The following is a 24820-nucleotide window of genomic DNA, read 5'->3' on the forward strand; positions in this document are numbered from 1 at the left end:
AGGATTACCCGCTCGAGGGGTCAATGGGGGTCACGCGGACATCCAGCCTCACGGCGTTCTCGGCCCCGGTAGCCGCAACGTCGGCCTGCTCCACCCGGCGGTCTTGCAAGAGGGTGGCCTCGGCCTCGAGCCGGATCAGCTCGGTTTCCTGGGCGCCGCCTAGGATCCCCAGGTACTCCCGAAAGCGCGTTCCGTAGGAATCGGGATGGGCAGGTAGCCCGCCTATGCCGGTATTCAGCCGCCGGATGAGGGCGGCTAGCAGATTCTCTTTGCCTACCACCAGGGCCAACGAGCCGCCCTGGGGCACTACGTACCCCCCCTCCAGGCGCAGATCCCGCCCGTAGGCCTCCGCGTCGGCCTCATAGGGGCTAACCGGCGGCGGTTCGGGCGTATCCCCGGGATAAGCGAGCAGATCTCCGGGGCCCATCACCCGCAGGCCGGAAGCCTGGAAGGGGGTGGGGTCATCGGCTATATAGGGGGGATCGAGACGGTTGAGTTCGGCCAATTCCCGCCATTGGCGCACGTCCCCCAACAGCCGGTAGGCCAGCAGCTCGAGCCGGTCGTGGCTTTTGATCTCGTAGTATCTCATAGCGCTATCCGGGCGGCCCAATCCAGGGTCAGCAGGGCCTGGGTTTCTTTGTGGCTATCGATGGACCGCAACCCGCGCAACGCGGCCACCGCCGCCACCCGGAGGGGCCAGTCGTTGGGGCTGCCGCCGCTACCCACCAAGCGCCGGGTGAGGCTAGCCAGGACCTCGAGGTGGGGGCGAACGCTCACCCAGCGGCCATCGGCATAACTGAGCAAGAGGCCCGCCTCGAGCCCCGCAACAACGTCCTGTAGCGGTCCTGGGGGGGCGAACTGCACGAGGGTTTTGAGCTTGGCCTGCAGGTTGGCGTGGGTTTTGAAGCGCGGGCCCTCCGGGGTGAGTTCAACGGATGCTGCCAGGGTTCCGGCGAGACCGTTGAGGATGCCAGCGTAGCCCCCCAGGCTCGCCTGGGTCGCGGCAGACAACTGGCTTTGCAAAGCGGCGCCAAATCCCGAGACGACCCCCGCGGATGCGCGCAAGTTCAGCGAGGCCCGTACGGCGAAGCTGGCCTCAGCGTCCGCGCGAATGGCCCGGGCCGATGCCACAAAAGCTTGGTTATCCCCGGCGGAAAGGGTGAGGTGGGCGGCGTGGTAAGCGTTCCAGTCCATAGCGCCTCCTATGCGCGGCCATCGAGTGGGCAGAGGTTAGCCAGCTCGAGGGCGGCGCTAGCCCCTCCCTGCGGCTTTAGCCGCTCGGCTACGGGGTTGGCGGGGCGGGCCGGGCGATTGATGGGCCGCACCCCGGTCAGCAGCAGCGAAAGCCTGGGGCGGGTGGGCTCCTGCGCGGTCATGCGCTTGGTAGCAGCGGAATCGGGTACTACGATCCAATGCCGGTTCTGGTAAAAATCGCTATAGGCCATCTCGATGAGCGGTTGGCGGTTGCGGGTGCGGCGGGAGCGCTCGTCGAAGTAGTAGGTCAGAAAGGCCCGCAGATCGTCGTGAATCTCCTGGGCGCTATAGGACACCCCGTTGATAGTTCGGCCCCGGTTGCCGAAGGTTACCTCCAGGCGAAAGCGGGGGGTGGAGAGCCCGGCGGTATCCACGATTACCCCGTACTTGCCGGTCTGGGGATGGGGGGGAACCTCGAGCGACTGCACCCGGCCCGGGACTTCCTCGGTGAAGCTCTGCACCCCGATGGGAAATACCCACATCCCCTTGGCCCCCAACCTCGAAGCGGGGCAGGGGTGGAGTCGGCCATCGGGCTCGAGCAGGCGCAGCAATATATCGCCCATGCGCGTAGTGTGAAGTGCGGCTGGGGTAAAAGAACCCCGCCCAAAGGGCGGGGGTGTGGTTGTGGTGGAGTCGGGGGGAGTTGCACCCCCGTCCAAGCTCCCTCCACGCGCGGCGCTATACAGGCTTTGTTTGGCACAGGAGGTTGGTTCGGTGTGGCCTGGCCCTCAGGGGCCCCCGAGTTTTGATCCCCCGGATACTACTCGGGCACTCTCCGGGCGATTCCTCCTAGGCGACCATGCGAAGCATGGGGGGCAAGGAGGGGTATGGGATTACCGAAGGCTTGGCGCTTATCGGTTTGCCCGTTGGTAACGCAGCCACGGGCGCTGCGGCCTGCTCCGCGCGGTTTTGGAAGCCTGTCGAACCTGGACCGACCCCATAGGCCGGGGAAACCCCGGCAAGCGCGTCCACCACCCAGGGCTTGAGCCACCCGAGGAGAGTCCCACAGGACAGGCGATGGTTGCGGGGCTGGGAGTCGAACCCAGCGTCTCGTGGTTATGAGCCACGCGGCTACCCGGTTGCCTTCCCCGCAACGGGCTCGAGCTTGACGCACTCGAGCAGAGGGCCGCTACCCAGGCCCAGCGGTAGACCCTGTTCGGGTGCGGGGATAGAACCCGCGGCGTCCCGTTTCCGAGATACCCCCTCGGCGGGGTAGTGCTAGACCGAACGCGGCGGCGCTAGTTCCACCGCGTGGGGTTATTATCACATAGTTATCAAAACCGTGCAAGCTATTTAGCCTTGACCTTGCTCGAGCCCGACTTGATGGTTCCGCTGAGCACCACCGGGACCGGGTTGGGGACGTTCTGGTTGACCCAAAAGGTCCCTGGGGGCACCGTCACCTCAACCGTATCCCCCAAGCGGGCTACCCCCTGCGAGGCCCCTTCCCCGAGTTCCACCTGGGCCGCCTCGATCACGATTTTGACCGGGTTTTCCTGCAGCTTGATGCGGGCTCCCCCCGCGGCCTCGAGCACGATTGCGCTGTCCGCTCCGGCGTTGCCCGGGGTGGTGATATGGCCGTCACGGTCGCGGCCTTTCTCGTCGTCGTCGAATAGGCGCAGGGTGTGCCCGCGCGGGCTGGAAAGAAAGAAGCTGCCATCCGCGCTGATCCTGACCTCAGCCCCGCTCGAGTGCTTGAGCACGATGTCTACCGGAGGTTCGGCCTGAAAGGGATAATCCACCCGCTGGCTCTCAAACCCGCTGCCCCCCGCCTTCTTGCGGCGCACCTTGCGGGGAGTCTTGGCGGCGCGCAGGCTGGGGTTTCCGGGGGCGCCGTCCTTGCGGGTGGTCACCTTGAGCAGCGTGCCATCGGGCCAAACCGTCTCCTGGGTGCCATCCCCGTGGGTGATCTGGTAGAAGTCGCTGATGTGCTGCCAGACCTCGGCGTAGGGATCCTTGCGCCAAAGCTCCTCGGGGGCGGCGTGGCGTAAGTCGTCGGGGATCGAGCCTAGCCAGAAACCCGACTCCCCGTCGTTTTCGGTGAAGGCCACCAGGCCCCAATCCCCCACCCGGGGGAGGCTATAGCGCCCCGCGCTAGGCCCCGCCCCTGGGGTGAGCATCCGCACCCGGAAGCGGGGGGCCTCATCGGTCCCCCCCATCATCATCAGGTTGGAGAGCAGCACGCTGAGGGTGGCCGCGTAGGGGGCGGTATCGGTGGGGGAGTCCTGGGCGGTGCCGGGGTGGATGGCGATGACCTGGGCTAGGTGGATACCTTTGAGCATAGCCGCAGTGTACTAGTCCCCAGCTAGCAAGAGGGGCTGCTCTGCGATAGGGGTGAGCCGCTCCCGGCTCAGCTCGAGGTAGCGGGGATTGAGTTCGATCCCCAGATAGCGCCTCCCATGCTTGAGCGCGGCCAGTCCGGTGGTTCCTGCCCCACTGAAGGGGTCGAGCACCACGCCCCCCGCTGGACAGCCAGCTAGCACCATCATCTCGGCCAAGCTCAGCGGCATCACCGCAAAATGGGTACCCGAAAAGGGTTGGGAGACCATACTCCACACTGAGCGCCGGTTGCGGAAGATCTTCCCCTCGGATGGCTCGAGGGTGCGCATCCGCTGGGCATAGTCCACCAGCCCGCCTTTGGTGCGATGGTGTTCCTGGCCATCCCGATAGGCCTCGGTGTAACGGTGGTGTCGGTTCCCCGGGGATTGCCCGCTGGCGGGCTCTTGTATAGCCCGCTGGTCAAAGTAATAGCGGGGCTCCTTGGCGAAGAGGAAAATGTACTCGTGCGCTTTGGTGCAGCGGTCGGTAACGCTCTCGGGTAGCGGATTGAGTTTGTGCCAGATGATATCCTGCCGTAGAATCCACCCCGCGTCTTGCAGAGCAAAAGCCACCCGCCAGGGAATGCCCAGCAGGTTTTTGGCTGGCAATGGCCGCGCCCGGGGGGCAATCTGGGGCAGGCTAAGCAAATAGCGGTTGTTACTGCCGATATGGCCGTTGCCCCGCAGGGTGCTTTTGGCGCTTTGGGGGCCAGCGCCGGTGCCGTAGGAATCTCCCAGGTTGAGCCATAGGGTTCCTTGCGGCTTCAGCACCCGCCGCACTTCCTCAAACACGGCGGTCAGCTTGCTCACGTATTCCTCGAGGGTGCCCTCGAGCCCGATCTGCTCATCCACGCGCACCGCCCCACAGCGCGGGCAAACCCCGGCAAACCCTTCTTGTTGATGGCCGGTGTGGGACTTGCCCCCGGCCAGGGTACTGCTGGCCAGGCCGCGCCGCCCGGGGGTGCTGTCTGGCCGATGATCGCACTCGGGGTCGCCCCCCTCCCAGCGGGCGGTACCGTAGTCGCGCAAGCCCCAATAGGGGGGGCTGGTAATGCAGCAGTCCACCGAGTTCGCGGCAAGGCGGGGCAATACCTCGAGCGCATTCCCGAGGATGAGGTGATAGGGTTGGGCCTCCATACGCTTACTATACTACATAGTAATAGATGTTATGGGCTGGGGTCGATGCGGCTGCGGTCGCGGGTTTCCTCGAGCTGCACGTTGGCTACCGGCAACAACAAGTCCTTGAGGGGCTTGATCTCGCTCAACCCCCAGGCGAAAAATGCAGGGGTCTGGTAGGTGGCAACCGGCAAGGCCCGGATTATCCGCAAGGCGGTTTTGCGCACCCCGCCGGGTACGAAGGTGTGCGCTACGGATTCCACATACCCTTCCATCTTGGATTGGTGGTCCCCCAACTGGTTGTAGTAGCGCACTCGGCTCCCCGGCTTGATCCACGGCGCTAAGCGAATGCTGAAATTGGCCCCGGCGTACTCATCCATGCGATTCCACTGCCCGGCGATGCGCCAATTGAGGGAGCGAAAAAACTCCGGCGCCGATTCTTTAGCGGTGTTTTGCCACAGCACGGTCTGCCAGGTCAGGGGGCGGTAGCCGTAGCGTTGATATTTGGGGATGCTCACCACCGGCGGGGAGTAGGTCTTGGCAAACGTTTCCGATACCGATAACGCCGCGGCGTTTACGAAAAAAGCGGTATAGACCTCTTTATCGGAATAATCAGCGGTGTGGTCCTCGCTGCTTTCGAGCAGTAAATACTCCTGGGTTAGGTCGTGCAGGGGCAACCGGGGCCAGTCCCCTAGCGTCCCCCCGCCTCCCGGTAGGGCGTAGGGGAAGGGGCTGGGCCGCAGCATCAGCAGCGGCACGGCTTTATCCTCTCCCCAGGTCACCGGGGTGTTCTTGTAGCCGTCGAGCTGCTTGAACTCCTCGAGGGGGAGGGTGGTGGCATAGAGTTCATGCAGCGGCTTGTCCGAGTAGGCATCGAGGATCCCCCAGGCCGTTCCCTGATAGTTGCCCCAGGTGGCGTAGAAGGCTCCCCGCCCGGCCAGGCTCTTGAGCCGGTAGCCCAGCAATTTGGAGATATCCCCCTGAGGGCGCTTAATCCCAATGACCTCGAAGGCGATCTGTTGTAGGAAGAGGTGGGCGGCCTCGTCGAGCCCCCCCGCCCGGAGCACCCCGGAAAGAAATTGCCGATACACCCCCTCCGCACCTAGCAACGTCTCGAGCCTCCCCCGCATCACCGCGGCCAGGTAGTAGTTGATCGTTTCGTTGCCTAGCCATCCCGCCAAATGCTGGCCGGAGATTACCGTCAATTGCTTGAGGCTGTTCTGGGTCATGGCTTGTTGCTGGCCCAACTCCCGGATAACCCCTACCATGGCCGTGTAATAGCGGGCCCCCCGGTTGGGGTCGGGTTGAGCCAGAAAAGCCACCTCTACGATATCGCCGGTGCGGATGGTTTCTACGAAAGGCGCCTTGCCGTAGCGTAAAGGTAGGGCCAGGCTAAAGATGGGGATACCGTTTACCGGGTGGTTGTCCGAGTACTGCACCAACAGGTCGCTCACGTCGAGGGTTGACCCGTCGGCGCGGTGGATTTTCACGAGGATTTCCGACTGCGTGGCCCGCATCAGAGCCATCGTGTGACGGTTGAGGGGTCGGTGGCCTATGACCATGCTATCTTTGTGGGCGATGACCGTACGCCTTGCGTTGCTCCTTCTCCTGGCTCTTGTGGGATGCAGGACGTCAGCGCGGGCCCCCGACTGGCAGCAGCTCCAGGCCGAGGTAGGGGCCCTGAACTTCTACGACTTCTCCAAGCCCGGGGACCTCGAGTCGGTGTGGGAAACCGCGTATCGGGATGCGCTTCCGCGCATCGCCCGCCATCTGGGCTATCGGACCGAGCCCCAACCGTTGTGGCAAGGGTGCTTGCAGGTGATCTACGAGAGCCCCACCCAGGCTGTTACCAGCGACCCCAAAGGCAAGCTCCAAGCGGCGCTCAAAGCGCGAGGGTTTAAGCAAGACCTGCAAACTGCCCCACTCGCCCCGTTCGATCCGCTCGAGGCAATGTTGATGAGATTAGGCGCGGCTGCTGAGTTTTGGGTCTCTCCCCGCGGTGATCCGGTGAGCCTCCTAATCATGGAACCGCTAGGGAGGGAAGTCACCTATCTGTGCTTGATCGCCTGGCCGGACGGCCAAGGTTGATGGATGGAGGCTCAAACCCCCTCTACCGCCCCCGCCGCTGCCCCTCGTTGAAGGGGCTTAGATGCTCGGCTTTGTATTTGCGTAAGGCATCATTCAACAGATCGGCCAGCGCTCGAGCCTGAGGATTGTCGTCCCCCGGCACGAAAATGGGGATCACCACCTGTTTCTCGGCTACGGTACCGCCGCTCATCCCGGCGTTGATGGCCTCGAGCTGAGGCCGGAACATGCGGGTCGCGGCCTCGTTGACCACGAACTCCCCCCGGTGTACGATCCCCGCCGGGTCGAGCGGATGACCGTCGCCGGTGTATCCGCCGCTGGCGTAGCCCCGGTTGCCCACCGCTTTGAAACCCAGCTTCTGGATGGCCTTGGAGAACTCCTGGGTATTGCGGCTATCTACCCCAACCGCCTCTAAATGCACGTGAACGCCATCCCCCTCATTGCCCTCGTATCCCAGCAAATATCCCTGGGGTAACAGCAGTCCCTCTTTGAGACCGCTGCGGGCCTCGGGGGTGAGGTGGCGCAGGATAAAGGCCTGTCCCTCGGGGGTTTCCAGTTCGAGGTCGATGGTGCCATGCTTTTGCCAGGGCTGATCGCGGATGATTCGCTTGACCTTGGTGCCCCGGGGGAACGGGCTATATACCGGGTCACTCACCCCCGGCTTACCGATGCGCAGGTCCACCCCGTTATGGGGAAGGGTGGCCCAGGAAGGCAGCTTTCCCCCGTGCTGGCGGCGGATTTCGGCCAGGGTACTCTCGGGGTAGGTGCCCCCGGGATCCATGGTGATCTGCGTGGCCCCCATGGCCTCCATGAGGGTTCCCCCGGTGGGCATCTGGTAGTTCTGCAGAGGGGCGTCTCCCATCACCGTGCCCGGTCCGGTGTCCGGGGAGAGTGCTTTGGTTGCCCCGGGGGCAGCAACAGCGGTTGCCACGCGGGCCTCTTCGGGGGTTTTGATCTGCCCCGAAGGCATTGCTGGCGTTTCGGCAATATCCCCCCGCAATATCGCCCGCACCCGTTCGGGGCTGAGCATTCCCAGGCCATCCGCCGCCGCGCGCGACATGTTGTAAAGCCGGTCAAACCCCTCGAGCAGGTGCTGGCGCACCACGAGATCCAGATCCTGCAGGGATGCGGTGAGGGCCTTGATCCGCTCGAGTTCCCCTTCCTGGTAGCGCTGTAACTCAGCGGCCAGCCCTAGCCGCTTGGCCTCGCCGCCTACCGCGCTGTCGGTGGGTGCCTGGGCGGTGAAACGCTTGATCTCGGCATCGCTAGCGCTGCTCAGGAAGGCCCCCACGCTGCCATACCGGCCCTCAATCTCCGCTATCGCCTCCCGCGATAGGCCCATTTGCGAGAAGATCTCGGCCTCGAGGGTGGGGTTGTTTCCCAGCGCGGCTTGCAAGCTGCGCCCCAAGGTACGCAGGATGGCCGGGTTCCCGGTCTGCACCCGCTCTTGCAGCATTCGGGCTGCCGCATAGGGATCGCTTTTGCGCAGGCGCTCGTATTGCCGGGCGGCGCCGCCCTCGAGCCCCACCGCCCCGGCGCTGAGGTTGCCCAGGTTCTGCATCAGGGCGTCCATCACCACCAGGTCCATCCCGCCCGCAGAGGTATTGGCCAGCCCCCCCAGTAACCCGGAGAGCTGCCGCGCTCCGGCCTCGCCCATCAGCCCGCGATTCCCGGTTTCGTTCAGCCGGTCCAGGTATAGGGCCATGGCTGCCGTCGAGGTCAAATCCCCGGTGATGCCGCGGGAGGTCAGGCCCTCGAGATAACGGTTCATCGCGGCAAAGGTCTCGGAGGCGGATACCCCCTCCTTGGTTCCCTCCCGCACCGCGCTAAACAGGATGCGGCTGAGGTATTCCGCCGATCCGGGGCCGGTCACGTCGGCCCGTACCCCGGCCTGCAACAGGCTAGCCACCTGGCCGGGGTCCATCCCGGTGTAACGGGCCAGGCGTAGCCCGGCCAGGGTGTCCCGGAATAACCCCGCCCCCGCCTGGGGAATGCCATACTCGGCGGCAAACTCCCCCGCTTCGCGGGCGTTGTATCCGAGTTGGGCTAGCTCGCGGCGGGTGGAGGCGTAGGCCAACCCCGGTACCCGCCCGGCGTTCAAGAACTCTTCATAGATCAGTCCGTCCTGCCCCATCCGGCGGTTCAGGTTGAGGAAGAACTCTCCCTCATCCCGCCCCGCTCTGGCTAGGTTGGAAGCGGCGCTAAAGGCCAGGTTGCCCAACCCCGCCACCGCGGCCCCTGCCGCCAGGGCGGTGCCAACCGGCCCCAAAAAGCGGGCCACGCTGGAGATGAATCCGCCTAGACCGCCCAGCCCCCCCAGCCCGGTGCCGATGCCGCGTTTGGTGAGCATGTCGATCATGCCTTCCAGGTCGATCCCGCCCGGCCCCGCGCCGGGGGTTTCGGTGGTTTGCTGGGCGTTCTTGAGGGCCTGCCGGTGCTCTTCCAGGGCCTTGGTGTTTTTCTCGATGGCCTCAGTGTTTTTTTCCTGACGGCGCATCTCCTCGAGCACCAGCTCGGCTTCCCTCAGATTCTGGCTGGCCTGCTGAATGCGCCCGGTGCCGATGTTGAGTCGGGTGCGCTCGAGCAGGGTTTCAAATCGCCCGGCCCGGCGGGCGTTGCGGGGGTCGGTGTAACGGGGCTCTTCCAGATCCTCTTCGGGGTCGGGCGATTGAGCGCGGCGGGCGTGGAGCAGCTTGGTCCCTACCCGGTTGATGAGGTGCAGCGGCTCGCCCTCGAGCCTGGCCTGGGCCAGGTAGCGCCCGGCGGCAGAGAAATCCCCGGCCTCCAGGGCTTGGCGGGCCAGGTCCACGCGCATCTGCTGTAGCGTCTGAGAGGACCGCGCGGCCTCCTGGGCAATGGCCTCAAAGCTGCCCCCTAGCCGCTCGCGGGTCGCGGCCTCCTGGGCCTCAGCCACGGCCAGATATTCCTGCACGGCATCCGATACCTCATGGATCTGCCGTGCAGCCTCGGTAGCCCCCTCCGCCTGGAGCAGAGCCTTGATGCGCAGCTCAACGTCCGCCATGGCGCTATGCTAGCCAGCGGCAGGGGTATCGCTATAGCTCCCAGTTGTTCCCGGCCTGGGTCAGCCGCCCGAGGACCCCACGGTAGAGTTCGTGGGCGCGCAAGAACTCGTGCTGGATCAAAGCCTGCTGTACGGAATCCTCCTCGAGGGCCTTGAGTACCAGCCGCTCGAGAGCCTGTAGCCACCACCCGGTGACGTGCTGCACCTCGTGCTCGAGGTAGGAAAGGGCTAGCTCAGGACTCGCTCGCTGGATGGCCGTACGGCTGAAGCGGAGCGTCGCGGTGCGATACTCTTCGCGCATGTCGCACTCCGCTGCTCGCTCGGGGTCGGAGAGTTTGGACGGCGGCACCACCTCAACCTCGAGCCACCACTCCGCAAGATGGTATTTGCGCACCAGATCCGGTAGGTGCTTCTGGGCCAGGGCGATAAAAGCCGCGGGATTCATCCATACCTCGCGGCGCGGAGACCCCTGCCTTCAGGCATGGGGTTGACGAAGTCCCTGCGATAGCAGGGGAGCGCCGCTCCTCCTTTCGCATGATATGTTATACTTTGCTTATGCAGACCCTTACCCTCCGCTGCACTCTCAAGCCCACCCCCGAACAGGCGGCGGCGCTGGAGGCCACGGTGCGGTTGTTTGCCGAGGGCTGCAACCACGCCCTGCGGGTGGCTAAGGAGCACGGGGAGTTCCGTAGGTTCAAGCTGCACCGCCTGGTCTACCGCGACCTCCGGGCGATGGGGCTCTCGGCTAACCTCGCGGTGCAGGCGATTGCCCGTGTGGGCAAAAAGAAAGGGAGCCGGGCCAAGTTCTACCAGCCCACCTCCTGCGCCTTCGACCAGCGCACCCTGTCCTTGCGGGGCGAGGCGGTCTCGCTGACCACCGTCGCGGGTCGGATGCTCATCCCGATGAAGCTGGGCAACTACCAGCGGGGGATGTTGAAGCGGGCCAAGAGTGTGCAGGGCGGGGTGCTGACCAAAGGGCCGAGGGGCAAGTGGTACATCCACCTCTCCCTCCGGGTGGAAACCCCCACCCTGCCCCCAGGTGGCGGGAGGGTGGTGGGTGTTGATTTGGGGCAGAAGGCCCTGGCCACCCTCTCCACCGGGGTGCAGTTTTCCGGAGGTTCCCTGAAGGGGAAACGTCTGCACTACCGGGCGAAGCGGGCCGAGGTCCGATCCAAGCTGGACCGCCCTTCCGAACGCACCAGAGGCGTACAGCGCCTCTGGGAACGGCTTACGGGAAGGGAAGCCCGTTTCGTGAACCACACCCTGCATACCCTGACCAAGCGGATTGTAGACAGCCTCGACCCCGGCGACACCCTCGCCGTCGAGGACCTGAACGGGTTGCGGGGGCGCACTACCCGGCGGGGCAAGGAAGCAAGACACCTGCACCACCTGTGGCCCTACGCCCGCTTCCGCTCCCTGCTGGAGTACAAGGCCGCGCTGAGGGGGGTGCGGGTGGTGGCGGTAGACCCCCGGCACACCAGCCAGGAGTGTCCCCGCTGCGGGCATACCGCCAGGGAGAACCGTAAAAGCCAGGCCCTTTTCCGCTGCACCGCTTGCGGTTTCCAGCACAACGCCGACTGGGTGGCCGCGCACAACATCGCCTTGCGTGCAGGGCCGCAGGGGATCGTCGCCCAAAGAGCAGGCTCGATGGGCATGGGCCGCTGTAAACCGGCCCGGATTCTGAGGGTGTCTTCTCTGCATCGTCTCCTCTCGGAAAGCCCCCGGCTTTAGCCGTGGGGTGGTTTACCCATACCTCGCCTGGCCGCGTGGCCCGTCGTAGCCCCGCCCTCCGGGCAGGGCGTTGTCCCAGGCATCCAGACCCGCAAAGCGCTCGGCCATGGCCCGCTGTTCCTCATCCGCTGCTACCGGGTCCCCCTCGCCGCGGCTGAGGCTTTCCAGGCGCAACACGGCTAACGCCTCAGGCGGACTCAGGCGGCTCTTGCCCAAAAAGGGCACCCCCGCTAGCTTGCTGGCCCGGTAGGTTGGCAGCAGCGCCTTGAGGGTCTTGGGGTCGTGCCAGTGCTGCGCGAAATCGCCCGGCCCACTCCAAATAGCCCACGAATACCGTGAGCACTACATCGGTATCGCCCGCACCGATGCGGCCCGGCTCGAGCACCGGGCGCCCCCCCACGTCGGAGTACCAGCCCTTAGGGGCGGTTTCGATCACGTACTCGAGGGTGGCGATGGCCCGCAGGAAATTGCGCGCCCGGGTGGGGAGCTGGTCGGGATTGATAGGGGTGGCCCGTCCCGCGGCGGCCAGTTCAGCCATGCGGGCCCCGATCATCACCTCTTCAAAGGCGTCGGGATAGCGGAAGGTAAACGGCCCGTTGAGTTCGGGGTTGAGCGCTTCGCTCAACACGAAATGCGGCCCGGCGGCCTGGGGATTGCTGGGCAGATCGGGCTTGGGAGCAAGGGTGCGTTCAGCAGACATGCAAAACCTCCACCCCTAGGGTGGAGGCCTCGAGGGGTAAGCGCGGCTAAGAGTCTACCCCTAGCGCCATCATCCTCACGTTCTCGGCGGTGCGCTGGTTCATGTTGATGGAGAGCGAACGGTTGACCGGTTCGGCCCCGCGCACCACGAAGCGGGTGCCGTAGTCGCGGTCGATGGCCTCGATGTCTACCGGGGGGAACTGGCCCAATTTGCTCATGGCGAACTGGAACTTGGGCGCGTTTTGCCGCAGGGTCAGCTTGCCGATGGTGACGCTATAGCTGTAACGGTTGTGGTTGATCTCGATGGGCTCGCCGGTGCCCACCTGGTACACCGCATCCGCCCCCGAGTCGTCCTGTACCTGCAAGTTCTGCACGAATCCCACGTCTTCCCCGTCGAAGCGGATGATCGCGGTGTTGGCGTGCCAAACCTGAGAGCCTTTCTCGGTTGCCATTCTCGTCCTCCTTAGCTAGCAACAATTTTGGTCGGCTCGAGCGACGCGCTGGCCAGAATGTAGCCGATCTCGCCCCGAGTAAACGCCTCAAAGGTGATGCCCACGAGGTTGGATGCGGTGTCGAAAACGGCCTGCACATTGCGGAATCCGGCGTGGGGTACCCCGTTGGCGTCTACCCCAGGGGTGAGTACCCCCTCGCGGTTATTGGGGTCCGCCTCGCGCTGCAAGAAGCCCTTGACCGCGTTCAGGATGCTCTCCACGGTGGTGGCATCGCCGGAGGTGCCCACGAACTTCTTGGTGGCCTGGCGGATCCCCCGGTTCAGGTAGGCCCGGATGCCCACGCCCGAGAGCAGGCGGCGCATACTGTTGTTGCGCTCGCGGGTGGTGGTGACCCCCTGGGCGATGCGGTACGCGGCGTCCTCGAGGTCGTAAAACAGGGGGGTGGTCCCGCCCTTGAGCAAAGCCTCAATGTGCTCATCCTTGTACTCGAAGCCCAGCCCCAGCACCGGCGCTACGGCATAGGTGAGGCTCTGGTTGGGCTTGAGGCCGCACCACATCCCCGCTACCAGCGCGGCGGTAAAGTTGGGTCCTAGCGTCTCGAGAATTCCGCTGCGGGGGTTGCGGCGCAGGGAAGGGGTGGGCACCACCACGGCGTTCTCGCTCGAGAGCGCGGTGGACAGGGAAAGAGCATCGGTGATGCTTTGGGAGAGCGTAGAAGCCAGGGCTGGGCCGCAGAAAAACACCCGCTCCTTGCGCGCTTTGGGATGGCTCATGGCGTCGGCGTGGGCAGCCCCCATGGCGTGTACGGCGGGATCGGTGGTGCCTACCACCACGGCCTGCACGTCCTGGTTCTCGAGCGCGGAAAAACCCGCCTGGTAGTCGGTCGTGGTCACCGCCGGACCTTCGCTCCCCCCTGAGAGGTAGACCCAGCCCGCATCGGTATTGCTTTCGCTGCCGGTGCCCGCGGTACCGCTCACGTAACGGCTCGCGGCCAGCCAGGCCGCCTGGGCTTTTACCCCCAGGTTGAGAACCGTTTTGTTGGCGGTAAGGGTGAGCGGCCCATCCGGCAGGTCGCCGGGGTTGTAGCGATCATGCTCGTACAGCACCTTAGCGGTCCAACCGGAGAAACCGTTGATCAGGGCGGCCAGCTCGGCAAAGGTTTTGGCCCCCACCCCCCCCAGGGGAAGGCTGTGGTTCTCGGCGGGGGTGTCGCCGGTAAGGGAGAGGGTTTTCTGCCCGGCGGTGGTAGAAACCGAAACCGAAGGGGAAGCGCCGATGCCGGTATAGGTGATCTCGAGTGCGGGGCCAAGCGGGGGGCTGACCTCCGCCCCCAGGCCGTCGCCGGGATACTCCACGGTCAGCAGGCGCGCGTTGGAGTCGCTGGGGGTATCGCGCCGGATGCGGATATTGTTGCCAAACAGCCCCGCAAACTCGGGCCGGGCGGTGACGGTGAGGTCCCCAAAGCTCGCCGTCGCTGCCACCGCGGCGTTGATCCGGTAGAAGAGGATCTCGCCTACCCCTCCTTTGAACGCCAGATCAGCCAGATCCAGCCCCGGCCCGTCCTTGAGCAGTTGCGCGGCCTGAGCGGGGCTGGAAAGCGCGGTAAAGGCCTGGGGTTTACCGCCAAAGGCGGGAGCGAGGATCGCCAAACGGCGCAATATCGGGTTGCGCCGCCGGGTGAAGGCGTCCACCGTGTTGCGCGCGTAGGCCCCGGGGATCACCACCTCTTTCCCGTCCAGGTCAAAACCAAAATCAGAAGCCATTAGCACCTCCTACCCTAAACCTGCGCCCCCTGGGGGGTCAGAATTGCCAAAGCGCGGCCCCTGGGGTTTTCGCCCCAGGGGTTGTGGTCGGGTCTGCCAGCCGACACCTCAAGCCTAGAGGGGTCCATCCCTCAGAATCAGACCCGTACCTCGCTACGCAGCATCCGCTCGAGGCGGACCGCCCACTCCTCGTGGGTAAAGCGCAGGGTGGGATCTCCATAGAGCGCCTTCATCCCGGCATAGGCCAAGCGGTCGAACCCGGCGCGGCTGGCCGCGATCCAGTACTCGTCCAGGCATACCCGGCGCGGGCTAGCCGCGGGGGTGGGTTCAGGCTGCGGGTCGGGGAGGGCGGACGGGGTTTTTTCCTCTTTTTTTGCCATGGTAACCTCACACGCATTCTCATTGCCGCGGGGGTCAGCTTTCCCCGTTGACGGTTAGTGGATCTGCGATGCGGTAAGGATGGGGGATGCTCACGTATCCCAGGACCATCCCCTCGAGCGTGAACGCCGAGCCGTAGAGCACCGCATCCTCTTTATCGGCTATCTGATCGGCGTCGCTCATGGTGAGCCCGGTCCAGCCCAATTCCTCGAGCAGCCACAGGTCCCCCAATAGCCGCTCGCGGTAGTTTGTCACCAGGGCGTTGCGCTCGCGGGGGTCATCGGCCAGTATCAACACATCCGCGGTAACCCGGTAGGTGACGGCCCGCACGCTGCGCTCGCGGTCGCGCTCCTCGGATGCGTGCCGCTCCTGCAGGGCATGGCGCACCTTGAGCAGCACCTGGGGGAGCGGTTGGCCCTCGATGAGATGCTCTTGCTGGGCTACCGTACCCCCTACCGCCTTGGCGTGGTAGCGCAGCCGCTGGTAGAGCAGATTCTTCACGTTCACGCTCAGCCCGGCGGTGAGGGAACGGGCGATGCTAGCGGTGATCCTGGCCCCCTCACCGTAGCTATCCCCGCGGGGAAAGACCCAGTAATCCCAGGTAGCGCCCTCGATGCGGTTGGGCTCGTCGTCGTGTCCATCCACAAAGGCTTCCAGATCCCACACCTGCCCCCGCTGGAGCGGTGCCTCTGCGGCATTGCGGATAAATCGGTAGGGCGGGCCGGGCTCGGGTTGGCCGGCAAACACCTCCCGCGCCTGGGGTGGGGGGCTCTGCGGATCGGGAGCGGGGGACCCGGCGGGTAGGCGCAACACCAATATCTCGGGGAAACCTGAAGGCAAGCTGAAGGCCAGCCTCACCGCGCCCCCTTCGGGGCGCACCTCAGCGGTCAGATAGGAAACCGTGGGCATAGCCTAATCCTCGGTGAGGGCCTGGGTAAGGCCACGGGCATCTTGCTCGCGGGCCAAGGCCGCAAGCTGTGGCCAGGCTTCCTCGAGCCAGGAAAGGACCCGCTCGGCTACCCGAGCCCCGGGCCGTTCGGGGTAGATCCAGCTATCCGGCGGGCTCGCTTCGCTCATGGTGCGGAAGGTCAACACCGATGCGCCGCTGCCCACCCCGCCCCATTCCGTGCTCGAGGCCGGGGTCACCAGACTCAAGCTGCGCCGCCGCAAGGGGATGACCAGATAGCGACCCCGGCGACCAAAGCGCACCTTATTTGAGGTACGCAGCACCTTTTTCATATCCCAAGCGGGGTTGCCCTGCTCGATGTAGGCAGCGCGGGGATAGCGCTCTGGATCGGCAAATATGCGCCACTCCAACCCTTCCAGGCGCTCGAGGCGGATGGACTCACCGTATCCCCGGCTGGCTTCGCTGGCCCACTGGGCAAAGCGGGCGTGGGCTTCTTCGGCTAGCCGCTCGAGGGCCGCGATCTGCTGGGGAAACAGCCGTGCGACGTCCTCGGTGCGCAGCGTCAAGCGCTCGAGGTTTTCGAGCACCTTGGGGTTGCCGCTGATTTGCACGACAAACTCGCTCATCGCTCAGCCCCCAAAGTCGCAAGTGCGGTAGCCGCAACGATGGCCCGCTCGGTGCGTTGGGGCTCGCTCAACCGCCCGTAATCTCCCTGGGCAAAGCATTGCTCGTAGGCGGTCTCCAGGGGGGCCTGGGGGTGCTGCGCCCAAAAGCGCACCTCCGCGTAGATCTGCTTTTTTTGCCCAATCGGGGCATCTTCCCAAGGCGGGGGAGGGGGCTCCCCCAGCACCCGGCGATAAGCCCGCACGGCTTGGTAGGCCCGGCGGGCGGCGTACTCGAGCAAGACGGGATCTAGCAGGGTAGCGGCGGGCATGGGGACCTCTAATTACATAATATACAGAACTCTCCGGCCCTAGCGCCGCTCGGCCCCCGGCTGCGGATAGAGTTCCCAGGACCGCAAGGTGAGGCGCTTGGGCAGGTTCTGCCCCCCCTGGCGGCGGGTGAGGTCGGCGGATCGAAACACGTACCACTCCGGGGCGGCCAGGTAGCTCACGGAGTAGGGTAGGCCGTCCTCGGGGCCGCGTCCGGGTTGCCAGCGCACTAATCCCCCCTCGAGGGTGAAGTCGCTCCCGTATTGCCAGTCCTGGCGGGCGTAGGTTTTACGGGCCAAGCTATGGCAGGAAAGCACCGTGTAAATGTAGCCGTACAGCAGCCGCTCGTTTTCGCCCCGCCATAGCACCTGCTGCACCCGGGTGGTGGCATCCACCACCACAAAGCGGTCGTTTTCCTCGGCGTTATAGGCGGGGTTATCCCGCCAGGAACCGTCGGGAGCTTGCATCCGGTCGGAGAGGGTGAGGGTGAGGGTCTTGTGCTCCCAGATCCCCTCTTCCCCTACTTCCCGCTGGCTGGAGAGCCCGGAAATGTGCCCCAACACCGTCAGCGGTGCGCGGTAGCGCACCGTAAAAGCCGCTCCCACGGGGGGAGACAGGGTGGGAAACACGATGCGCCCGGCCTCGAGCTGGAAGGGGTAGACGGTTCCCTGCTCGTCCCGCACCTCGAGGATGTCTTCGGCCTTGACGTGCTTGTAGCGCAGCACCGGGGGGCGCCGGATCGAGCCCATGTAAAACCGTTCGCTCCATTCCTCGAGCGGGGGAGACTGCCAGGTGAAGCCATATCCCGCGCACACCGGACAGTTTTTGCTCGGTGAGCCGGTTTGCCGGTCGCGGCAGGGACAGATGGCGGCGGGCAGGTAGAGCAGGGTCCAGGCTTGCTGGCCCGAAAGCAGTTCACGAAAACGCCGGTTGTCAAATCCTAGTGTGTTCACCGTGAACCCCTACACGCTCAACAGCCTCGAGCCCTTGCGCGATTGGAAGAAGCTCCCCAAGAAGTCCTCTTCCTGGGCCTTGAGTTCATCGGCCAGCGCGCTATATAGATGCTTCCCGGCGGATACCGGGTAGCCCCGGCTCTGGCTGAGCCCGTCCACCGATACCGATTCCGAGGAAATGTAGCCCTGAGCCATCATGGTCAGCATAGGCAGGGCTTTTTGCGCCGCCCGCAAGGCGATGGCGTGGGCCAGGTCGGGCTGCTCGGTGAGGATATCGGTGTACCCCGCGATATAGGCGATGCGCCAACCCTGCACCACGCTGCGGCTTCCGGCCAGCAACCCCGCCGCGTAGCTCGCTAAATTAGCCTGGGCGAGCAAGGTGCTGCCGGGAAACAACCGCAGGTTGAAGCGGTGGGGGGTGGGCTGGTACCACTGCGGGCTGAACTCGAGGATCTGTGCCCCGTTGGCCCCGTAGCCTATCCCCACGTAGAGGATCTCCCGGGTCGGGCCATACGGTAGCCGCAAGATGCTCCAGCGGTCGCCTTGCCAGGCCCGCGCCTCGTAGTCCGGGCCGGGCCGGTCGATGCGCTCCGGGGGGGTGCTGGGGATGCGCCCCTCCGGCACCCGCCCCAGCACCACCCGGGTGGGCCGGTAGAGCACCCCGAACTTGCGGGTGTAGTCCGCTTCGGCCTGGGCGATATACCCCGCCAGGACCGCGGGGTCGAGCGGCCTACCCGCGCTGTCCTCGAGGGGGATACCCTGCAGAATGTAGTTCTGCAGATAGGCCGGGGTGAGGGTGCTCCGTGGGGTCATGGCCTACGCCGTGGCTTGTTGGTATAGCTCAAACAGTTCGGCCTTGGGGGCGGAGGGGTTATAGACCACCCGCAGTAAGGTCAGGGCCTTCTTGAGTTCGTCGTAGGGGATCTTCTTGAGGTCGCCGCTAGCCCCCTGGACTTTCTGGGCGAACTCCGCCAAAAAAGCCGCTTCCGGCTGTTGGGCGCTTTCGGTTTCGCTGGGGGTCCCGGCAGCTTTCTCGTAGGCGGCTAATAGCTCTTCCCGGGTGGCATCGGGGCGGGCGGGCTGGCCTAGCTCATACAGGGCCCGCTTGAGTTCGTCAGCGGGGATGCTGGCCTTGTCGCTAGCCGCCTCATAGCGCTTGCGGAACTCGAGCAAGTAGGCCTGGGAGGGGTCGGTGGGGGGCTTGGCCTCGGCGGCCAGGCGGGCTTTTTCTTTGGCTACGATCTCGTCGAGCGAAGGGGGGGGTGGGGTAGGCTGCCAGTCGATCCAGCGCCGTTCTGCGATGTCCCACACCCGCCAATCCTCCGGGGAGGCATCCACAAACATCTGCACGCGGGCGCGGTCAATCGGCTCCGACAGCAGCGCACCGGCCTTGTCCGAGTAGCCAAAGCGCACCCCATTCACTTTCGCCGGCAGCCCGCGCCGGTGGGCGTCCTCAAGGTGTAATTGTTTTCCTGGAACCGGGGAAACCTGATAATCCATGAGCTTTCTCCTTTCGGAGAGGCAGACCGGCCTCATCCACAACTCAATGTCGGGGATGGAGGGGGTCAGAAATAAAAGCGCCCCCGGAAGGCTCCGGGGGCGAAACCTCTAGGGGCTAGAACGGCTTCCAGGCCGCGGTCTTGGGCAGGTAGCCCTTCACCACGAAGTGGCTGCGGGGGATGCCCACCAGCGGGGCGCCGAACATCAGCACCGCCCAGGGGTAGATGGCCTGATCGGTGGGGTAGAGGGGGAAGGTGGTGAGGTCCATCAGTTGGCGCCAGGCCAGGGTAGCCTCATCCTCGAGGTTGAGCAAATAGACGTCGGTGGTGCCGGGGATGTCCTCGTTGGCGTCGTAGAAGGTTACGGGACTGGCCCCGTCGGCGGGGATGCGCTTGACTTTGCGCAGGTCGGAAGGCTGGGGGAAGAAAACGGGGTTGCGCTTAGAGCGGTAGACCACGTAGCCGGTGATGCTCCCCTGTGCGGGCGGGGTAATCGTTAGCTGGGCGATGCCGCCCTGAGGGATGGTCACCGCCTCGATGCCGCTGATGGGGCCCTCCCCGCCCTCGCCAATGCAGGCCACGGCGTAGTAGTAGGTCCCGGCCCGGTCGGCGGTGTTGAACCGCGAAACAATCCCGCTGGGCAAGGGCGTAGGGCCTACCGCAGTGACGGCCAGGGTGGGATAGGTGGGGGCCGAGGCGGGGATGCTGAGGTCCTGCAACGCCAGCCGCACGCCGATGGGGGTGGTCAGGTAATCGGCGTCGCCAAACTCGATGAACTGGTCCTGGTTGAGGGCCACTACCCCGTCCCCGAATCCGGTTTTGATCGCCTCTACCGGCGCCCCGTAGCTGATGGCGACGGGGTTGTTGCGGTCGAGGGAGACACGCCATTGCGGGGCCAGGTGGTTGTTGAGGTCGAGTTGGAGCGCGTTGGAAACGAAGGCGTCGGTGATGCGGTTGAACCCGCCCGCGAAGCCCACCGCCTTGGAAGAAGCCTCCATGATCTTCTGGAACAGCTCCTCGGTGTCGGAGGAACCGTTGAGGTCAAAAATGTTCTGCGGGCGCTGCTTCTCTAGGGTGGCCTTGATCCCGTCGTACTCGTAGGGGTTTACGCTCTCATCGCCGTTGAACAGGCCCCACTCAACGGTAGACAGCAGGGAGAGGGTAGCCGCCTCGTTGTGCTGCGCCTTGAGATCGTTGACGATGGTTTCCTGCTGGGCGGCCACCATGCTGATGCCGGTGCGCTCCATGAGGTACTTGATGCGCAGCACGCCGCGGTTGTACTGGGGAATCCCGCCGCGGATGGTGCTCATCTCCCCGTGGAAGCTCGAGCCGATATCGCGGCCCAGGCCGGAGAGGGTGGCCCATTCGGTGATGGAGCTGCCGGTGTTCTTGCTCTTCAGGCGGTTGAACAGCTTGAACTCTTTCTTGCGCACCACAATCGAGCGCAAGAGGGTTTCGAGCGATTCGGGGCGGATCGCCGGTACGCCGGTGAGGCCCGCCTTGAAGTCCAGCGCGTGGGGGTCTCCGGCGGTCTGCACCGCCTTCATGAACTGCTGCCACTGATCAACGGTTGCCAGTTGGCCGGGGAACATCCCTGCGAGCGGGCCCTGATAGCCGCCGAAGGATGCGAGGGGGGTGAGTGGATTCATGCTTACGCTCCTTTCATGGCAGACAGTCCAAGGGCTTCAAGTTGCCGGGGGCTGAACTTGGTGAGCACTTCCTGAATGCTCCCCGCGTTGGCGTAGTGGTTGAGCCGGGCCATATCGGAAACCGAAAACAGCGCGGTATTTCCTTCGGCCTTGGCGATGATCTCGGTCCAATTGATCGCGGGCGCGGCTTTGGCGATGGGCTGGCCCTGGGTGAAGCTGGCCTTGGGCTTGCGGGGCTGTTTGAGGAAGCGTTCGAGAGTGCTTACCCGCTGTTCCAGGCCCTCTATGCCGCCGAGCTTTTTGCCGATCTCCTCGAGCATCCCTCCGAGTTCCACCACGGCTTTGGCGAGCAGGGTGCTTTGCTCCTTGAGCGAGGCTAGATCGCGGGAGCTATCCTCGAGGGCTTCGGAGATGGCCTTGACGATGGGGGTAGCATCCACGTCCTCGTCCTGGTCCTCATCGTCCCGGTCCTTATCGGCCTCTTCCTTATCCTTGTCCTCGTCCTCGAGGTCGTCGTAGTCGGAAAAGTCCATCTCGAGGTCGTCGTCCTCGACCTTTTGGGCTTTGGCGAAGGTTTCGCCGCCCGCGGGCTCGAGGAGTTCACGAAGTGCGGCCAAGCCGCGCTTGGGGGTGTTCATGCTCTCCTCCTCATGCTATTAGCCTTGGCGGGGGCGGGGGTCAGAAAAACCCCCGAGGGTAATCCTCGGGGGTTTTTCCTTTCTGCCACCCCTACGGGTGCAGCGCGTTCAGCGCGCGGGCGATGCCTGCTATCTCCCAAACTCGCCAATTGATCCGAACCGTATTCCCGTGCGCATCGTAGCCAGCGTCGGGGAGGCCTTCCTCCACCCGCCAGAACAATGCCTCACCGGTGCGCGGGTTCACGGCGACCAGAATGTCGTGTGGGGAGATGTCGTCTCCATCGGGGTGGTAGTCGATCAAAACAAAATCTGCGTGGCAACCACGCAGCCCCTCGGAGACCACCGTACCAGCGTCCGACAGCGAAATATGGAAGTTCTCATTTGTCATAGTTCTCCGTAGGTTATCAGCCCACATACACCTCCGTAGGTTATCAGCCTACATATTCAGCCTAACTACGTTATAGGCGAATTGTCTATAAACACGTGTTTACAATTGCTAACGCAACAGCCGGTGCAACTCTTCCCCTAACCACTTAGCGCATTGGGCGGCTTCGGCCTTGCTCATCCCACATTTGGCAAACGCATCGGTCACGTCGCCCAGATCTCCGGGAATCTCCCGACGCAGGATCCGCCCAAGCACCCGTTTTTTATGCCGCCGGTAGAGGTTGCGCAAGGGGGCTCCCTCGAGGCTTTCCCGCCGCAGCGCGCTAAGGCCCTGGAGCTTGGCTTTGCCCTCCAGCCCGCTGACCGCCGCCGTGCTGGCAACAGCCTTGGCGAAGGTGGCTAGCGACATTGCGGCTACCTTGCCCACTACCCTCACCCCCGATGCGGGCATCACGGCCTTAGCCACCACCTCCTGAAAGGGCCCGATGGGGGTGGTGCTGATCGCGGGAAGTCCGGGGTTTTGCACCCGGGGCGCAAACCCCACGCTGTACCACTCCACCGGCCCCTTGAACACCTTCACCCGCTGGCCCTTGCGGATCTCCACCTCAGCCCCCTTGGCGCTTCCTAACACCGAGGGGAACCAGCGCATGGGGGGGCGCAGCGCGGTGAGGGAATGCCAGAATAGATTGGCCCACCAGCCTGAGGTATAAGGTGTCTGCGCTTCGGCTGAGGTGGGGTTGAATATCTCCCCTAGCACGTAGATGGCTGACCCGTCCCGCTTCACGTCAATGGGGTTGCCGATGATATATGAGGGGTCCTGCTTGAGAAAGCTGAAATGCCAGATATCCAGCGACCCCTGTTCCTTGAGCAGATTGCGGCTGTCCCATAGGGCATCAGTGGAGACCACCTCCCCCTCGCGGTCCACATAGGCATCGTTGGCGGCCTCAAAATATACCGCCCGCTGCCCCGCGCTGGTCGGGGCGGCCTGTACGTCCTGGGGTAGGGCGATGCTGAGGTGTTCAACCTCAGGGGGAAGGACCAGTAAGCTCATGGCTTCAGGCTAGGGTCGCCGTGGGGTCAAGGTACTTGACATGATGTGATCACTAAGTAATACTGTAAGCGTGAAATACATGAGCAGAAATCATACCCGTGGTGAACGTGAAATATCCGATTACATTGGTAATTCAATACAGATTCAATGTGATAACAAAAGGAATACGCAACAGGGCACTACGGGCGGCTACCGCCTCCCGATAAAAGCCTCCCCCCGCGGCAACGGGGGGAAAGGAGGATCTATGTCCCAAAAAAGTATACACCAGACTCGAGCCCTCGCCGCCTGGCGCCGGGCCCACCCTGAAGGCCTCGTGGGCCGGTTGCTGGACCTGCACCTGCACGATCCGGCAAAAGCGCGCACCCTGGCCTACTACGCCGATAAGTACGCCCTGCAGTTCGGCCAGGGCTATGGGCTTTTAGAAGACGTGGCGGCTTGGCCCAAGGAGGGCTCGATGTCCGCGCTAGAGGATACCCTGCGCCAAATGCTCGCCCCCGGGGTCTCCCTGGAGATCCGGCGTTATCCCGCGCTCTACCTGGTCAAGATTGTCAGCAACGGGGTCGCGCATCATTCCTACGAGGGAGACACGAGAATCGCGGCCCTGATCCACGCCGCCTATGGTGAACTGGAGCAGTACCTGCGGTTTGCGCTATTCAACGCGATCAACAATCAACCCGTCCGGTTGCTGGCCGACCGCGAACACCTCGTGCGCCTGGTAAACCTGCTGGAAAACCTCGAGGTCATGGGCCGGGGCTTAGCCGCTAGCATGGTGTTTGCGAAAAAGCTCGAGCCCCTGCTGCGTACCTACCTCGAGCGCTGCGGTGACAAGCTCGAGGTGCGCCGCCGCGAGGGGGCTTGGTGGGTCTCGAGCAAAGACCAGGGCAAAACCTTTTCAGCGGCCCTCGCCCGCATGGCCATCCGGCTGCTGTACTCCAAGCAGCAAGACCCCTGCCCGGTCTGCGGGGGACTCGGGCGGATCGATGATATCCCCTGCTGGAAATGCGACGGGGAGGATTGGTTGATATGACCAAAGAGGACTTCAAAAATCTTCCCGAGAAAGAGTTCTCCCTGGGCGAGCAGATCCGCGAAGTTGTCTATGAACTCGCCCTGCGGGAAAACGCCTACCCCCGCTTCATTGAGCGGGGGCAGCTCAAGCCTGCGGATGCCCAGCGCCACTATCAGGCGCTCAAGGCGGTTTTGAAGACGCTGCAAGGATTGGCTAATGGGCCTATGGCCCACCGGGAGTAGGGTCTATATGATGGCAATGTTTATCGCTTTGTGGCTTCTCACGGGCCTAGTGGTAGCTCGCCTGGCCCACCTCGAGGCTCGGCAGATAGGCGTGCGGATCGCCCCGCTGTGGTATGCGGGGCTGGTCTGCCTGGGTCCGGTGGTGGCTTTCGCCGCCTTACTGGCCGGGGAAGTCGAGTCGGTACTGAGGGAGATGGCATGAGCCCATTCGCCATCCTCACCGCCCCCCTCACCTGCGAGGAAATCGAGTGGAAGATCATCGCGGCTAAGAACGGGAGCACCACCATCGCCCCCTACATCGATGCCCGGGCGGTGATGGCCCGCTTCGACAAGGCCTTCGGGCCTATGGGCTGGCAGGTGGACTACACCCCGGCCCTGATCGGCAACGAGCAGGGGGTCATCGCGGCTATCGCGGTGCGAAACCCCGAGACCGGGGAATGGATAGTGAAAAAAGACGGCTCCGGGCCTACCGACATGGAGTCCTACAAAGGCAGCATCTCGGGGGCCTTGAAGCGGGCCGCTACGGTGTGGGGGATCGGGCGCGAACTGTACAGCTACCCCCGGGTAATCGTCGAAGGCGAGCACAAATACATCCCCTTCAAGGTGCTCGACCGCCTCAAGGGGCTACCCAAGGCCATCGCGGAGGGCAAGCCCCTGCCGGAGGTGATCCGCCTCACCCCCGAGGGGGAATCCGCTAAAGGCCGCTAGGGTTAGGCGGGCCAACACCCCCCTGAAGGGGGGTGT

At 64.3% G+C, this 24820-nt stretch carries 29 protein-coding genes, 1 tRNA gene and 1 other RNA gene; 6 read left to right on the forward strand and 25 right to left on the reverse strand.

What is annotated here, in order from left to right; all coding sequences use genetic code 11:
* Positions 1 to 4: 4 nt before the first annotated feature.
* The 8 genes from DNA98_RS03915 to DNA98_RS03950 all read right to left on the reverse strand — a co-directional run bounded on the left by DNA98_RS03915 (position 5) and on the right by DNA98_RS03950 (position 6202).
* Positions 5 to 589 carry a hypothetical protein gene (locus DNA98_RS03915; protein WP_110526025.1) on the reverse strand — a complete coding sequence of 195 codons (585 nt, stop codon included), beginning with the start codon at positions 587 to 589 and terminating at the stop codon, positions 5 to 7.
* A complete protein-coding gene (locus DNA98_RS03920) occupies positions 586 to 1194 on the reverse strand; it encodes a hypothetical protein (RefSeq protein ID WP_110526028.1) in 609 nt (202 codons plus the stop codon). The genes DNA98_RS03915 and DNA98_RS03920 overlap by 4 nt, the downstream gene beginning before the upstream one ends.
* 8 nt (positions 1195 to 1202) lie before the next feature.
* Positions 1203 to 1817, reverse strand: a complete 615-nt coding sequence (locus DNA98_RS03925) for a hypothetical protein (protein ID WP_110526031.1) — start codon at positions 1815 to 1817, stop codon at positions 1203 to 1205.
* 62 nt (positions 1818 to 1879) lie between these two features.
* Positions 1880 to 2193, reverse strand: a transfer-messenger RNA (tmRNA) gene (ssrA, locus tag DNA98_RS03930).
* Positions 2194 to 2272: 79 nt separating this feature from the next.
* Positions 2273 to 2347 (reverse strand) — tRNA-Ile (locus DNA98_RS03935).
* A gap of 196 nt (positions 2348 to 2543) precedes the next feature.
* Entirely contained in the window at positions 2544 to 3533 is a 990-nt protein-coding gene (locus DNA98_RS03940; protein WP_110526034.1) for a phage baseplate assembly protein V, read from the reverse strand.
* 12 nt (positions 3534 to 3545) lie between these two features.
* Positions 3546 to 4706 (reverse strand): site-specific DNA-methyltransferase, encoded by a 1161-nt coding sequence (locus tag DNA98_RS03945; RefSeq protein WP_110526037.1) that lies wholly within the window; start codon positions 4704 to 4706, stop codon positions 3546 to 3548.
* Positions 4707 to 4735: 29 nt separating this feature from the next.
* Positions 4736 to 6202 carry a hypothetical protein gene (locus DNA98_RS03950; protein ID WP_146237976.1) on the reverse strand — a complete coding sequence of 489 codons (1467 nt, stop codon included), beginning with the start codon at positions 6200 to 6202 and terminating at the stop codon, positions 4736 to 4738.
* A 61-nt stretch (positions 6203 to 6263) separates the two neighbouring features.
* Here DNA98_RS03950 and DNA98_RS03955 point away from each other — a divergent pair, with 61 nt between their 5' ends.
* Positions 6264 to 6773, forward strand: coding sequence for a hypothetical protein (locus DNA98_RS03955; protein WP_110526044.1), 510 nt, complete (start codon positions 6264 to 6266; stop codon positions 6771 to 6773).
* Between the two features lie 22 nt (positions 6774 to 6795).
* Here the strand turns inward: DNA98_RS03955 and DNA98_RS03960 are convergent, their stop codons facing one another.
* The gene (locus tag DNA98_RS03960) at positions 6796 to 9792 is read right to left on the reverse strand and encodes a hypothetical protein (RefSeq protein ID WP_110526047.1); all 2997 of its coding nucleotides are present in this window, start codon (positions 9790 to 9792) and stop codon (positions 6796 to 6798) included.
* Positions 9793 to 9823: 31 nt separating this feature from the next.
* Positions 9824 to 10237, reverse strand: coding sequence for a hypothetical protein (locus DNA98_RS03965; RefSeq protein WP_110526050.1), 414 nt, complete (start codon positions 10235 to 10237; stop codon positions 9824 to 9826).
* A gap of 89 nt (positions 10238 to 10326) precedes the next feature.
* Between DNA98_RS03965 and DNA98_RS03970 the strand changes: the two genes are divergently transcribed.
* On the forward strand, positions 10327 to 11523 hold the full coding sequence (locus DNA98_RS03970) for an RNA-guided endonuclease TnpB family protein (protein WP_199489354.1): 1197 nt from the start codon (positions 10327 to 10329) through the stop codon (positions 11521 to 11523).
* Positions 11524 to 11535: 12 nt separating this feature from the next.
* Here the strand turns inward: DNA98_RS03970 and DNA98_RS17745 are convergent, their stop codons facing one another.
* From DNA98_RS17745 to DNA98_RS04040, 15 genes are all read right to left on the reverse strand, one after another.
* On the reverse strand, positions 11536 to 11700 hold the full coding sequence (locus tag DNA98_RS17745) for a hypothetical protein (protein WP_158531598.1): 165 nt from the start codon (positions 11698 to 11700) through the stop codon (positions 11536 to 11538).
* A gap of 10 nt (positions 11701 to 11710) precedes the next feature.
* A complete protein-coding gene (locus tag DNA98_RS03975; protein WP_110526055.1) occupies positions 11711 to 12223 on the reverse strand; it encodes a hypothetical protein in 513 nt (170 codons plus the stop codon).
* 46 nt (positions 12224 to 12269) lie between these two features.
* On the reverse strand, positions 12270 to 12674 hold the full coding sequence (locus DNA98_RS03980; RefSeq protein WP_110526058.1) for a hypothetical protein: 405 nt from the start codon (positions 12672 to 12674) through the stop codon (positions 12270 to 12272).
* Between the two features lie 11 nt (positions 12675 to 12685).
* Positions 12686 to 14437, reverse strand: a complete 1752-nt coding sequence (locus DNA98_RS03985; protein ID WP_110526061.1) for a phage tail sheath subtilisin-like domain-containing protein — start codon at positions 14435 to 14437, stop codon at positions 12686 to 12688.
* Positions 14438 to 14574: 137 nt separating this feature from the next.
* Positions 14575 to 14817, reverse strand: coding sequence for a hypothetical protein (locus tag DNA98_RS03990; protein ID WP_110526063.1), 243 nt, complete (start codon positions 14815 to 14817; stop codon positions 14575 to 14577).
* 34 nt (positions 14818 to 14851) lie between these two features.
* Positions 14852 to 15724 carry a hypothetical protein gene (locus tag DNA98_RS03995; RefSeq protein WP_110526066.1) on the reverse strand — a complete coding sequence of 291 codons (873 nt, stop codon included), beginning with the start codon at positions 15722 to 15724 and terminating at the stop codon, positions 14852 to 14854.
* 3 nt (positions 15725 to 15727) lie between these two features.
* Complete coding sequence (locus DNA98_RS04000; RefSeq protein ID WP_110526069.1) at positions 15728 to 16348, reverse strand: hypothetical protein; 621 nt, start codon at positions 16346 to 16348, stop codon at positions 15728 to 15730.
* Entirely contained in the window at positions 16345 to 16656 is a 312-nt protein-coding gene (locus DNA98_RS04005) for a hypothetical protein (protein ID WP_110526072.1), read from the reverse strand. Before DNA98_RS04005 ends, DNA98_RS04000 begins: the two co-directional genes overlap by 4 nt.
* Positions 16657 to 16695: 39 nt before the next feature.
* Positions 16696 to 17607, reverse strand: a complete 912-nt coding sequence (locus tag DNA98_RS04010; RefSeq protein WP_110526075.1) for a hypothetical protein — start codon at positions 17605 to 17607, stop codon at positions 16696 to 16698.
* Positions 17608 to 17616: 9 nt separating this feature from the next.
* Positions 17617 to 18420 (reverse strand): hypothetical protein, encoded by an 804-nt coding sequence (locus DNA98_RS04015; RefSeq protein WP_110526078.1) that lies wholly within the window; start codon positions 18418 to 18420, stop codon positions 17617 to 17619.
* 3 nt (positions 18421 to 18423) lie between these two features.
* Positions 18424 to 19107: a hypothetical protein gene (locus DNA98_RS04020; RefSeq protein ID WP_110526081.1), complete on the reverse strand. Its 684-nt coding sequence runs from the start codon at positions 19105 to 19107 to the stop codon at positions 18424 to 18426.
* A gap of 115 nt (positions 19108 to 19222) precedes the next feature.
* Positions 19223 to 20755 (reverse strand): hypothetical protein, encoded by a 1533-nt coding sequence (locus tag DNA98_RS04025; protein ID WP_110526084.1) that lies wholly within the window; start codon positions 20753 to 20755, stop codon positions 19223 to 19225.
* 2 nt (positions 20756 to 20757) lie between these two features.
* Positions 20758 to 21393 carry a hypothetical protein gene (locus DNA98_RS04030; protein ID WP_110526087.1) on the reverse strand — a complete coding sequence of 212 codons (636 nt, stop codon included), beginning with the start codon at positions 21391 to 21393 and terminating at the stop codon, positions 20758 to 20760.
* 91 nt (positions 21394 to 21484) lie between these two features.
* Positions 21485 to 21781 carry a hypothetical protein gene (locus DNA98_RS04035; RefSeq protein ID WP_110526092.1) on the reverse strand — a complete coding sequence of 99 codons (297 nt, stop codon included), beginning with the start codon at positions 21779 to 21781 and terminating at the stop codon, positions 21485 to 21487.
* Between the two features lie 108 nt (positions 21782 to 21889).
* On the reverse strand, positions 21890 to 22828 hold the full coding sequence (locus DNA98_RS04040) for a hypothetical protein (RefSeq protein WP_110526095.1): 939 nt from the start codon (positions 22826 to 22828) through the stop codon (positions 21890 to 21892).
* Positions 22829 to 23072: 244 nt separating this feature from the next.
* On the opposite strand from DNA98_RS04040, the gene DNA98_RS04045 reads away from it, so the two are divergent.
* From DNA98_RS04045 to DNA98_RS04060, 4 genes are read left to right on the forward strand one after another with little or no spacing between them, the layout of a single operon-like run.
* Positions 23073 to 23855 (forward strand): zinc finger-like domain-containing protein, encoded by a 783-nt coding sequence (locus DNA98_RS04045; RefSeq protein WP_110526098.1) that lies wholly within the window; start codon positions 23073 to 23075, stop codon positions 23853 to 23855.
* Positions 23852 to 24076, forward strand: a complete 225-nt coding sequence (locus DNA98_RS04050; RefSeq protein WP_110526101.1) for a hypothetical protein — start codon at positions 23852 to 23854, stop codon at positions 24074 to 24076. The genes DNA98_RS04045 and DNA98_RS04050 overlap by 4 nt, the downstream gene beginning before the upstream one ends.
* A 7-nt stretch (positions 24077 to 24083) precedes the next feature.
* Complete coding sequence (locus tag DNA98_RS04055; RefSeq protein ID WP_146237977.1) at positions 24084 to 24278, forward strand: hypothetical protein; 195 nt, start codon at positions 24084 to 24086, stop codon at positions 24276 to 24278.
* Entirely contained in the window at positions 24275 to 24784 is a 510-nt protein-coding gene (locus DNA98_RS04060; protein WP_110526109.1) for a Rad52/Rad22 family DNA repair protein, read from the forward strand. The genes DNA98_RS04055 and DNA98_RS04060 overlap by 4 nt, the downstream gene beginning before the upstream one ends.
* Positions 24785 to 24820 lie beyond the last annotated feature (36 nt).

Source organism: Meiothermus sp. Pnk-1, assembly GCF_003226535.1.
Lineage (GTDB): Bacteria > Deinococcota > Deinococci > Deinococcales > Thermaceae > Allomeiothermus.